Genomic DNA, 10,460 nt, shown 5'->3' on the forward strand with positions numbered 1-10,460 from the left:
GGAGAGTACCCCGAAAGGGGTGGTTACCACCTTTGGTGTGCCAGCGAACAGACCATTCTGTCTGGTGAAGCTAGTGTAAGGTTGAAGTCACAACCAAAGGAGGGACGTCTAATGAGCTTGTTCAATGCGGATGAAATGAAAGGCAAATGGAAACAACAGGTTGGAAAAGCAAAGATGACCTGGGGCAAGCTGACGGAGGATGAGTTGCTCGAAGCAGAGGGGCGCCAGGAAAAGCTGGCAGGCCTGGTGCAGGAGCGCTATGCCGTCACCCGGGAAGAAGCCGAAAAGCAGGTGAAGGAATTTTTCGGTAAAAGTTGAAGTTGGTCAGTCCGCCCAGGCTGCGGGCCCAGACGCTCGCGGCCCGGTGCTGGGCCTTAAAGGAGCATACTGCCATGCTGGAAACAATTGCTGTCATTCTGTTGGTACTCTGGGTTCTGGGATTGGTGACCTCCTATTCGATGGGTGGTTTTATTCATATTCTGTTGGTGATCGCCATTGTGGTCATACTGTTGCGGGTGATTCGCGGTCGAAGTTTGTAAGCTTCTGATTCGTCTGCTGACAAAGGTCAAGGCATGCCCTGTGGAAGTGGCGTTATGGTAGCGCCACCCTTGCAGTGGAGAATGCCATGGAACTCGTCTGCCCCGCCGGTAGCCTGCCTGCCCTGAAAACCGCCGTCGATAACGGCGCCGATGCGGTCTATTTCGGCTTTCGCGACAGCACCAATGCCCGCCAGTTTGCTGGCCTGAATTTCAATGAAAAGCGCGCAGGGGAGGGCATCGAATACGCCCACGCCAGGGGCAGTCGGGTATTCTGTGCCATCAACACCTATCCGCAGCCCGATGGCTGGGCGCAATGGAAAGGCGCAGTCGACCGCGCCGCAAGTCTGGGTGTGGATGCCATTATCCTGGCCGATATGGGGCTGCTGGACTACGCCGCCAATAAGTATCCGGACACCCCGCGCCATTTGTCGGTACAGGGCTCTGCCACCAGCCACGAAGCCCTCTCGTTCTATAAAGACAACTTCGATATCCGCCGGGCGGTTCTGCCCCGTGTGTTGTCCATTGATCAGGTGAGGGGCGTTGCCAAACGCAGCCCGGTGGAGCTGGAAGTGTTTGCCTTTGGCAGTCTGTGCATCATGGCTGAGGGCCGTTGCTATTTATCGTCTTACCTCACTGATGAGTCCCCGAATACCCGTGGCGCCTGCTCGCCCGCCAAAGCCGTGCGCTGGCAGGAAACCCCGCAAGGTCTCGAATCCCGCCTGAACGATGTTTTGATAGATCGCTATGGCCCCGGTGAATCGGCCGGTTACCCTACCTTGTGCAAAGGCCGCTTTGAAGTGGAGGGCAATGTCTATCACGCCATTGAAGAGCCGGTCAGCCTCAATACCCTGGACCTGCTGCCAGAGCTCAAAGAACTGGGTATCAGCGCGGTGAAGATCGAGGGCCGCCAACGCAGCCCCGCCTACATTGCCGACGTGGCCCGCACCTGGCGCCAGGCGCTGGATCGGCTGGCAGCAACACCCGGCATGTTCTCCGTCGAAAGCCAGTGGAATCAGACGTTGGCCGGGCTTTCCGAGGGTGGCCTGACCACCATTGGCGCCTATCACCGCAAGTGGAAATAAGGCTCAGCTGATTATGATGAAATTATCCCTGGGCCCGATTTTGTGGTTCTGGTCCAGGCAGTCCGTGTTCGACTTTTACGCCAGGGCTGCTGAATGGCCGGTAGAGACCATCTATCTTGGCGAGGTGGTCTGTTCCCGCCGCCGGGAACTGAAGCCGGATGACTGGCTTGACCTGGCTCAGGACCTGAAAGCCTGCGGCAAGAACGTGGTACTCTCCACCCTCACGCTGATTGAGTCCGAAGCCGACCTGCGCCGCCTGCGCCGGTTCTGCGAACAGGATGATTTCCTGGTGGAAGCCAACGACCAGAGCGCCCTGCAGGTGGCCATCCGCAACAAAATTCCGTTTGTGACCGGCCCCTCCATGAACATCTACAACACCGCCACCCTGAAAATCCTGGCCAGACAGGGACTGCAAGGCTGGAACCTGCCGGTGGAGCTGGGCAAGGAAGCTCTGGAACAACTGATCAACGAGCTCAAAGCCGAAGGGCTGGATTTACCCGCCGAAGTCTTCTCCTGGGGCTTTTTACCGCTGGCCTGGTCGTCCCGCTGCTTTACCGCCCGCCACTACAACCTGCCGAAAGACAACTGCGCGTTCCGCTGCCTGGAGCATCCGGATGGCATGGAACTGCGCTCTCGGGAACGCCAGGAGCTGTTCCGCCTGAACGGCATTTCCACCCTGTCTGGTTCCCGCTATGACCTGATGCGGGAGCTGCCGGATATGGAACGAATGGGGGTAAGCACCGTGCGCCTGAGCCCGGAGCATCAGGGCATGGATGAGGTAGTCAAACGCTTTGACCAGGCGCGCCGGGGGGAAGTGCCGGCCACCGATCCGCTGCAACTGGTGGAGGCCCCGCCGTGTAATGGGTATTGGTATGGCAGGCCGGGGATGGATTTGGTGCAGGACCCTGGACTACACTAAACTTTTAATTGCAGCGAGCTTTGGACGGCTGTTGCATCACAGGGATGTTTAAACTCAGTCAACGGATGACGAACGATGGATATTGTCAAAACTTTCGATCTGGTAGCGGCACATCTGCCCAATCTGAAATCTCTCTTCTTTGCTGCCGAAAAAGCCAGAAACCTGCTGGAGAGCGACCGTCACGGTCATCGCTTCAATCTACACCAGATACTTGACCGGGTGGCTTCGTCCGGTCTACGGCCCGACCAACGGGCACAATTGATAAATGAAGTCAGTAATCGACAACGACCAAAACCCCACAATCGTCTGCGTCTGAAACGCCTCCGGAGGTTCATCTGGAAATTGGCCTATTCACCGACGGTACCCTGAATAACGCGGATAATTCCAGGGCAATGGAATACCGCGTCCAGGAAGAGAGCCTCACCCCGCTTGAAGACGGTGAAATTACCGAAGCGGAGTGTCGGTATCGGCTGGCAATAATGCTGGGGGGAGTTATGCCAATGCGCCGAGTAATGTGGCGAAGTTGGCAGATTTGTACACTGAACTGGATGATGTTGAGGAAAATTTCATCATCCATCGCATGGCGCATTATGCACCCGGCATAGGCACAAAGACCGGCGATAAAGACTCTTTAATTGGAATGACATCAGGGGGCGGCGAAACCGGCATCGTAAGTCAGGTGAAGCAGGCTTTTGACGAAATAGCGAAAAGAATTAACCGATTGGATTTGTCTGGCTCGATAAGTTCATTGACGTTCGATCTGTTTGGCTTCAGTCGCGGCGCTGCCTTTTCGCGCCATGCTGCACACGAGATCAATCGCGGAGTGAAAGGTGCGCTCGGTCGGGCTCACAATCAATACAGTATTGACTGGCCGGAGCAGGTTAGTATTCGCTTTGTAGGGCTGTTCGATACCGTTGCTGTTGTAGTGAATCCATTGGCCCTGGATTTGTCTCCTGGTGATGATCGGAACGACCCTGTCAATTTATATCTGGATCCCAATGCGGTTCAGCAGGCTGTGCATCTGGTGGCTGCAGACGAGCACCGAGAAAACTTTGCCCTCAACAGTTTGCGAAACTCGGACGGCAGTCTCCCGGATAATTTTCGGGAGATTTCTTTGTCCGGAGTGCACTCGGATATTGGCGGCGGATACAGCGAGAATATGCGTGAGGATGTTCTAATCAGCCCCATAGCGAGAGTTTCTCTCTCTTGGTTTGATCAGCCAGAACAGACCCGGCAATGGCAAGCGCTGGAAAGCCTGAAAGGACAGAAGGAAGCTGAGGGCTGGATTGGCTGGCCATAAGGGCTGTTGTTGGAAAGGCCATGGAGGGCTGTAGTGGTTCAATGATTCCGTTCCCCAATCTGATTGCGATCCATTGGTTTTCCTTTGCGGAGCAGAAATACTATTCCATTTTGATAGATGTTCCGCCGGATCTGCAGGATCAAATGCGTGTGCCCGCTCCTACCACGACTCAAAGTGGTGAAGTTAGGATGAAACCGAGAGGTACTTTAGTGTTGGGGCTTGCACCCGGCGGTGAGGTGGTTGTGTGGATGATGAGTCAGCGGACAAACGCTGTAGAGGTGATGCGTGTTCAGGCGATTGAAGTCGAGGGTAACCTCAATGCTTTTAAAGAGCGGACCAAGAACTACCTCGAGCGAAGCGGTGCCTATCTTGAGGAACACGGTGTGCCGTTGGAGGGTTGGTGATCGAGTAAGTTAGATACGTGCGGTTTCTACACGGCTTTCTGCTAATGCCCCGTCCACAGCACCAGTAAACCACCCGCTTCGGCAACAATTTTCAAAATCCCAAGAACAGCATGTCCAACGCCGCGGAAATTTCATCTTGTTGCCCAGCAAGGCTGCCGGCGCCAAAACGCAATTCGCCTTCAGGCACAGCAGCCATATACTGAGTAGCCATGACTACTTCCTGGCCCTCAATGTTAAATACAGGGTTCAGCCTCTGGGCAGGGGAAGGCGCCGAGGATTTGGGCAACAGTGGCACAACAACCCGGGTGTTCAAGCCACTGAGAAGGTCTGACTGAACATCCAGCAGATAGCCAGCCCCATCCTTATTTTCAAAGATATCGAAACGGGCCATCAGAACTGCCGGTGCCGTGCAAGAGGCAGGCCGTTAGCTTCAACGTATGCATTAGAGCTTGCGAGTGCTCTGGCATTTTCTTTCAACCACTTCTGCTGTTTATGAAGCTTCACAGCCTCCGCGATCCCTGCCTCTGCTGATCGTGAAACATTGATTCCCAGAACTTTCGCCTCTTTTAGGAGGGCACTATCTAGCGACAGGTTCGTTGGCTTTCGTATGGATTTGGTAGCTTGGGCAGATTGCATTGTTCAGTCCTTGCACAGATCGATGCGCCAATTTTATGCGCATGTTAGTTGCACATCAATAGCCCGCTGACTCAGACTGATTCGAGAAACAGTAGGCGGCGCGGAGACAAATTCCACTCCAGACTGTCCAGCAAATTCTTCAAAGCCAGCCCCAGCTCGGTATCCCCCTCAATCACCAGACGCCGCTGGAAAAACAGCTGGTCTGGGTCTTGCTGGCGCGCTGCCAGGGTCTTGAAGGCTGCCAGTGAACCCCGAATGGTTGCCTCGCCGGGGCCTTCAACAACGCGAAGCCGGCCGGCCCAGTAGCCAATGGTGATACCCGGTTGGCCACTGTTCACTTCCAGCCTGATGGTCCGACCTTCAAAGTCGTCGAATTCGCCCTCCGCGACAGCCTCTGCAAACAGCCGGTTTAGCGGGGCTTCGGTAATCAACTGCTTTAAGGGCATGGGGGTCTGGCGATCGATGGCTTCCAGCAAGGGGGCGGGAGAGGGCAAGTATTGCCGGGCAACCGCAAGCGATTGTGCCAACAATGGACTGTTCAGGATTGCGGTGGGAGGTAACGAAAACACCATGCCTTACTCCGGGTGGTCAGCAACCAGCCCAGAGTAAAGTAATATCAGCGGTAGTGATTTGATATAACTCAGCTCTTGTGCAGGCCTTCTTCAACCGCCCATACGGCCACCTCCACCCGGGAGCGCAGGTTCAGTTTTTTCAGCAGGTGCTTAACGTGGACCTTCACGGTGCCGTCGCTGATGTCCAGCTTGCGACCGATCATCTTGTTAGACAGGCCTTCAGCAATCAGCTTCAGGATGTCTTTTTCTCGAGGTGTCAGACTGTCGAAATTCGGGCGTGCTGCCTGTTGAGGTTTGTTGGAGCGCAAGGCTTGCGCCAACAGGGTGGTTAACCGGTCACTGATCACCATCTTGCCAACGGCGGCCTGATGCAGTTGGGCGATCATGTCTTCGGGTTCCATGTCTTTCAGCAGGTAACCGTCGGCACCGGCCCGCAGTGCCGCGACCACATCGTCTTCCTGATCGGAGACGGTGAACATGACAATGCGAGAACTGATGTTGTGTTCCCGTAACTTCATCAGGGCCTGAATGCCGTCCATTTCGGGCATGTTCAGGTCCATCAGAATCAGATCTGGCTCGGTTTCAAGGGCCAGCTTGATACCATCGGCGGCATTGCTCGCCTCGCCGATGACGGCCATATCATCTTCCATACCAATCAGCTGTTTGATGCCCTGTCGAAGCAAGGGGTGATCATCAATCAGCAGGATGCTTGCGGGTGTTTCAGCCATGTTCATTCTCAGTCATATTGGTTTGCGGTTCAGGCCGTTGACGACTCGGTTGGAATCAGGTTACGGCTTTTGGGTACAAATGTTAATGCGACTTCTACGCCGCCTTCGTCCCGGTTGTCGACCTTGACCTTACCGCCCAGGGTGCGGGCGCGGTCTTGCATGATAACCAGGCCATAATGGTTCAAGGGTTGACCGCCACCGAGCAGGCCTTTGCCGTTATCGCGGATACTGGCTCTTACCTGCGGTGATTCAAACAGCACCTTTACCGAAATATCCGTAGCATCGGCGTGTTTGACTGCGTTGGCCAGTCCTTCACGAATGATCTGCAGGGTATGGATTTCCTCGTTGGGCGACAGAGTCTGCGGGGGCAGGTTGTACTCAAACCCCACCGGTTTACCCAACCGCTCGGAAAACTCATCAATGGTTTTGCGCAATGCCGTGGCCAGGTCCGGGGTGTCCAGTTTCAGACGGAAGGTAGCGAGCAGTTCACGAAGCTGGCGGTAAGCGCTGTTCAGGCCGGTGCTCAGTTCTTCCAGAATGTCGTCATGAACGGGTTTCTGATCGCCGGTGATATTAAGACGGCGTAGCCGCGTTACCTGCATTTTCAGGTAAGACAGGGATTGCGCGAGTGAATCGTGTAGCTCCCGGGCAATCACCGTGCGTTCTTCGGCGAGGGTCATCTGCTGTTCTTCGGTAATCTGCCGTTCCAGGAAAATAGCGGTGGCTAACTGGTCGGTCAGGGTTTCAAGCAGGCGTCGAGCGGTGGCAGACATGCCTTTCTCTGCCGGATACCAAACCTCCAGGGTGCCCAACAGCTGCCCCGGCGTGCGAATGGGCAGCAGTAAGCGGCGACCATCGCTGTTTTCCAATGGCATTTCATCATACACCTCGGGGGTGACGAGGCAGGCATTGCAGTTGTGATCGCGACAGTAAAACGGGCGCTTGTCGGTGGCGGTGGTAATGGCCTGCACCGGTTCGGAAGATTCTTTGTCGTGCAGGAAGAGCCGGATAGGGCCAATGCCCAGAAGCAGTTCCAGCTCCTGCAACATGGGGATAGCACCACTGCACAGATCATGATTGACGAACAGTCCGCGGTTGGCAGAGTGCATGACTTGCAGCGCCTGGTGGCTGATCTCCAGCTCTTCGGTTTTCTCCCGCGCTTTGCCCTCAAGCTCGTAGTAAGTCAGTGCCAGTTCGCTGGTCATTTGATCAAAGGCTAGCCCCAATTGCGACAATTCGTCGGAACCTGCCATGGAAGCCTTGTGAGTAAAGTCTTGGTCACGGACGGCGTTTGCGATATTGACCAGTTTTCGCAGCGGGTTCAGAACACGGGCTTTCAGATCAAAGAACAGGGCGATCACAACAAGAATGGAGAACACCATACTGATAACTTGAATCAGGTGTAACAGATCGATGCGAGCCTCAGTGCGTTGCTCGAGCATGGTTACCAGAGAATCCACCTCGGCAATGTAGTCTTCAACGGCCAACACCATAACGGCCGTGATTGGTGTGCCAACTTCGTGCTGTTCAAGGGCTGGCCGGAGTTCGTTGGTCCAGGCGGTGATGACCTGCTGGTATTGCCGCGCCAGAGGATGATCCGCTGTTTTGGGGACAGAGCGGAGAATGGAGGCATCCTGAAGACGATTCTGATATTCGGCGATACGCTCGCGATCTGCTGAGTGGCCGGTTTGATTATCTTCCGTAGCGGCGCGGGCGATGAGCTGAAAAGCGCCCATACGAAGCGCGCCGGCCAGGTTGATGGCCGTGGCGTTGCCTTCAATGCTGTTCGACACCGCCAGGGTGGTCGACATGCTGACCATTGCGGTCAACACAATGGCGCCAATGACCAAAGCAAGCCGGTTAACGAGGGGACTTCTCGATCTCATGAAATATATTCTGCCCGGAAGTTATCGGAGGAACGGCCTGATTTGCCAGATTATGGCGCAAGGCCCCGGCTGCCGATACCTCCTTGAGGATAGTCAATTACCCCAATGGTTAGTAAGCCATCATAGCTTTTGACCCGGTCACGGGCAAAAGCTGACACTAAAAGTTGGCTATTCGGGATGGTGGTATGGGGCAGCAATCAGAGCGGGGCGACGACACACAGGATTCGCTGGCGGTAATTCTGCCGCTGGCGGTGACCGGTTTTGTGATCGCCGCTGGTTGTTGGACACTGTTTGCCGTTGCGGGCGTGCATTTGCGAACGGAGTTTGCGCTGTCCAATCTGCAGTTTGGCGTGTTGCTGGCCATGCCAATGGCCGTCAGTGCCTTGCTGGCGATACCGGCCGGGCTTGCCGCCCAGCGTTATGGAGCCCGCGCTGTCATGCTCTGGTGCCTTTCAGGGCTGGCCATGTGCATGGCGCTGTTGATGACGGTCAACAGCTATTATGGGTACCTTGTGGTCGCCAGCGGGCTGGGTTTGGCTGGGGGCTTTTACAGTGCAGGCTTACAGTTTGTGGTCAGTCACTGCGATGCCAAACATCTGGGACTGGTGCTGGGGGTGTTCGGGGCCGGGGTTACCGGGGCGGGCTTTACCTATTATCTGGTGCCTCTGGTTCACAGTGCCTTCGCCTGGCAGGGGGTTCCTCTCGCTTACCTGATTGTTCTGTTGTTGGTGATTGCGTTGTTGTTGATGCTGACAGACCCAGACCCGCCAGATGAGGGCCAGGTGCGTAAGGTGTCAGTCGCCAGGGTCTTTGCTTTGCTTCGCAACGGCCGGTCGTTTCAACTAAGTGTGTATTTCGGTGTCGTCGCCGGTAGCTTTTTTGCCTTGGCGTTGTGGCTGCCCGATTTTTTGTCAGCGCAGTTTCAGCTTCAGCTGGATGTCGGCGCTCGTCTGGCGCAATGGTTTGTGATTCCCGGCGCCTTGGCCCAGATCGCGGGGGGCGTCTTGTCAGACCGGTTTGGAAGCTCAAGGGTGGCAAGACGAGCGCTGGTCGTTTGCCTGCTGGCCCTGTTCGTTCTTTCGTATCCGCCGATGACGCTCATTATCCGTGGCGTTGAATCCAGCATTATGGTCGAGTTTGCGCTACCGCTGGGGGTTGAGGGCGGGCTGATCGTTATGTTGGGCGTTGCTATGGGGTGTGCCATGGGCAGCTTTCAACGCATGGTAATCCTGGCCAACCGCTCCGAAGCCGCGCTATTTGCCGGGCTGCTTCTGGTGGTCGCTTTCTCCATTGCATTTGTCTTGCCGGTGCTTTTTGGTGCCGTAAACCAGTGGCTTGGGGTGCGGACGGCGGTGTTCATGATTCTGTTTGTCCTGCTCAGCAGCAGCCTCGTAATGTTTGCCCGTGACACCCGTCGCGAGGAGCGAAAGAGCCTTCTCCACCCGGGGATATGAGCGCTCTACCCATAGGGTGGTAGGGCAGGGTTATCTGGTAGTAACCCCGCAGATTTCAGGGTTTTTCTCCCACACAATGGTCTCAAATCGAAGCTACATCGGAACAGCGATCCGGCAACCGGGTTGATGGAGAGAGAGACCATGAGTCATTTGATCGACAAACTGAGTTACTTCAAAAAGAAGCGTGAGCCATTCGCGGGCGGTCACGGTGAAACCCATGACGTCAGCCGCGAGTGGGAAGACAGCTACCGCCAGCGCTGGCAGCACGACAAAGTGGTGCGTTCCACTCACGGCGTAAACTGTACTGGCTCCTGCAGCTGGAAAATCTACGTCAAGAACGGTCTGGTGACCTGGGAAACCCAGCAAACCGACTACCCGCGCACCCGCCCGGATCTGCCCAACCACGAGCCCCGTGGCTGCCCTCGGGGTGCCAGCTATTCCTGGTACATGTACAGCGCCAACCGCCTGAAGTACCCGCTGATGCGCAAGAGCTTGATGAAGCTCTGGCGCGCCGCCCGTATCCAGTTCAATGACCCGGTGGATGCCTGGGGCTCGATCGTAGAAGACCCCAAGAAGACCGCCGAGTACAAGCCTCGCCGGGGCATGGGTGGTTTCGTGCGTTCCAACTGGGACGAAGTCAACGAGATGATTGCGGCCTCAAACGTGTACACCGCCAAGAAATTTGGTCCGGACCGGATCATCGGCTTCTCGCCGATTCCGGCCATGTCGATGGTGTCCTACGCCGCTGGCAGCCGTTACCTGTCGCTGATTGGCGGCGTGTGCATGAGCTTCTACGACTGGTACTGCGACCTGCCGCCGGCTTCCCCGCAAACCTGGGGTGAGCAGACCGACGTGCCGGAATCCGCCGACTGGTACAACTCCGGCTACATCATCGCCTGGGGCTCCAACGTGCCCCAGACCCGGACCCCGGACGCCCACT

The 10,460-nt window shown here is 56.0% G+C and carries 13 protein-coding genes; 8 read left to right on the top strand and 5 right to left on the bottom strand.

From position 1 onward, the window contains the following. The first annotated feature begins 111 nt into the window (after positions 1-111). From IBX51_RS12990 to IBX51_RS13015, 6 genes are all read left to right on the top strand, one after another. Positions 112-318, top strand: a complete 207-nt coding sequence (locus tag IBX51_RS12990) for a CsbD family protein (protein WP_291831708.1) — start codon at positions 112-114, stop codon at positions 316-318. Positions 319-392: 74 nt separating this feature from the next. Beyond that, positions 393-539 carry a lmo0937 family membrane protein gene (locus IBX51_RS12995; RefSeq protein WP_143752360.1) on the top strand — a complete coding sequence of 49 codons (147 nt, stop codon included), beginning with the start codon at positions 393-395 and terminating at the stop codon, positions 537-539. Between the two features lie 86 nt (positions 540-625). Then, positions 626-1,621 (top strand): peptidase U32 family protein, encoded by a 996-nt coding sequence (locus tag IBX51_RS13000; protein WP_291831709.1) that lies wholly within the window; start codon positions 626-628, stop codon positions 1,619-1,621. A gap of 13 nt (positions 1,622-1,634) precedes the next feature. Next, entirely contained in the window at positions 1,635-2,540 is a 906-nt protein-coding gene (locus tag IBX51_RS13005; RefSeq protein WP_291831710.1) for a U32 family peptidase, read from the top strand. A gap of 457 nt (positions 2,541-2,997) precedes the next feature. Beyond that, positions 2,998-3,840, top strand: a complete 843-nt coding sequence (locus IBX51_RS13010) for a DUF2235 domain-containing protein (RefSeq protein ID WP_291831712.1) — start codon at positions 2,998-3,000, stop codon at positions 3,838-3,840. Positions 3,841-3,881: 41 nt separating this feature from the next. Next, the gene (locus IBX51_RS13015) at positions 3,882-4,244 is read left to right on the top strand and encodes a DUF2931 family protein (protein ID WP_291831713.1); all 363 of its coding nucleotides are present in this window, start codon (positions 3,882-3,884) and stop codon (positions 4,242-4,244) included. Between the two features lie 91 nt (positions 4,245-4,335). On the opposite strand, the gene IBX51_RS13020 is transcribed toward IBX51_RS13015, so the two are convergent. From IBX51_RS13020 to IBX51_RS13040, 5 genes are all read right to left on the bottom strand, one after another. Continuing rightward, positions 4,336-4,635 (bottom strand): CcdB family protein, encoded by a 300-nt coding sequence (locus IBX51_RS13020; RefSeq protein ID WP_058092676.1) that lies wholly within the window; start codon positions 4,633-4,635, stop codon positions 4,336-4,338. Beyond that, a complete protein-coding gene (locus IBX51_RS13025) occupies positions 4,635-4,880 on the bottom strand; it encodes a type II toxin-antitoxin system CcdA family antitoxin (protein WP_291831714.1) in 246 nt (81 codons plus the stop codon). The genes IBX51_RS13020 and IBX51_RS13025 overlap by 1 nt, the downstream gene beginning before the upstream one ends. 71 nt (positions 4,881-4,951) lie before the next feature. Continuing rightward, on the bottom strand, positions 4,952-5,452 hold the full coding sequence (locus tag IBX51_RS13030; protein WP_291831715.1) for an SCP2 sterol-binding domain-containing protein: 501 nt from the start codon (positions 5,450-5,452) through the stop codon (positions 4,952-4,954). Positions 5,453-5,520: 68 nt separating this feature from the next. Continuing rightward, positions 5,521-6,180, bottom strand: a complete 660-nt coding sequence (gene narL, locus IBX51_RS13035) for a two-component system response regulator NarL (RefSeq protein WP_367166354.1) — start codon at positions 6,178-6,180, stop codon at positions 5,521-5,523. 29 nt (positions 6,181-6,209) lie between these two features. Next, positions 6,210-8,066 (bottom strand): histidine kinase, encoded by a 1,857-nt coding sequence (locus tag IBX51_RS13040; protein ID WP_291831717.1) that lies wholly within the window; start codon positions 8,064-8,066, stop codon positions 6,210-6,212. Between the two features lie 185 nt (positions 8,067-8,251). Between IBX51_RS13040 and IBX51_RS13045 the strand changes: the two genes are divergently transcribed. Beyond that, the gene (locus tag IBX51_RS13045; RefSeq protein ID WP_291831718.1) at positions 8,252-9,520 is read left to right on the top strand and encodes a nitrate/nitrite transporter; all 1,269 of its coding nucleotides are present in this window, start codon (positions 8,252-8,254) and stop codon (positions 9,518-9,520) included. 141 nt (positions 9,521-9,661) lie between these two features. Further along, positions 9,662-10,460 (top strand): molybdopterin-dependent oxidoreductase (locus IBX51_RS13050; protein ID WP_291831719.1); only part of this gene is annotated, 799 nt, incomplete at its 3' end.

The organism is Marinobacter sp. (assembly GCF_014859525.1).
Classification (GTDB): domain Bacteria; phylum Pseudomonadota; class Gammaproteobacteria; order Pseudomonadales; family Oleiphilaceae; genus Marinobacter.

What these genes read in the sequence shown, in the direction of transcription:
- IBX51_RS12990 (WP_291831708.1), top strand. Translation starts at nt 112, where the DNA reads ATGAGCTTGTTCAATGCGGATGAAATGAAAGGCAAATGGAAACAACAG.
- IBX51_RS12995 (WP_143752360.1), top strand. Translation starts at nt 393, where the DNA reads ATGCTGGAAACAATTGCTGTCATTCTGTTGGTACTCTGGGTTCTGGGA.
- IBX51_RS13000 (WP_291831709.1), top strand. Translation starts at nt 626, where the DNA reads ATGGAACTCGTCTGCCCCGCCGGTAGCCTGCCTGCCCTGAAAACCGCC.
- IBX51_RS13005 (WP_291831710.1), top strand. Translation starts at nt 1,635, where the DNA reads ATGATGAAATTATCCCTGGGCCCGATTTTGTGGTTCTGGTCCAGGCAG.
- IBX51_RS13015 (WP_291831713.1), top strand. Translation starts at nt 3,882, where the DNA reads ATGATTCCGTTCCCCAATCTGATTGCGATCCATTGGTTTTCCTTTGCG.
- IBX51_RS13020 (WP_058092676.1), bottom strand. Translation starts at nt 4,635, where the DNA reads ATGGCCCGTTTCGATATCTTTGAAAATAAGGATGGGGCTGGCTATCTG.
- IBX51_RS13025 (WP_291831714.1), bottom strand. Translation starts at nt 4,880, where the DNA reads ATGCAATCTGCCCAAGCTACCAAATCCATACGAAAGCCAACGAACCTG.
- IBX51_RS13030 (WP_291831715.1), bottom strand. Translation starts at nt 5,452, where the DNA reads ATGGTGTTTTCGTTACCTCCCACCGCAATCCTGAACAGTCCATTGTTG.
- narL (WP_367166354.1), bottom strand. Translation starts at nt 6,180, where the DNA reads ATGGCTGAAACACCCGCAAGCATCCTGCTGATTGATGATCACCCCTTG.
- IBX51_RS13040 (WP_291831717.1), bottom strand. Translation starts at nt 8,066, where the DNA reads ATGAGATCGAGAAGTCCCCTCGTTAACCGGCTTGCTTTGGTCATTGGC.
- IBX51_RS13045 (WP_291831718.1), top strand. Translation starts at nt 8,252, where the DNA reads ATGGGGCAGCAATCAGAGCGGGGCGACGACACACAGGATTCGCTGGCG.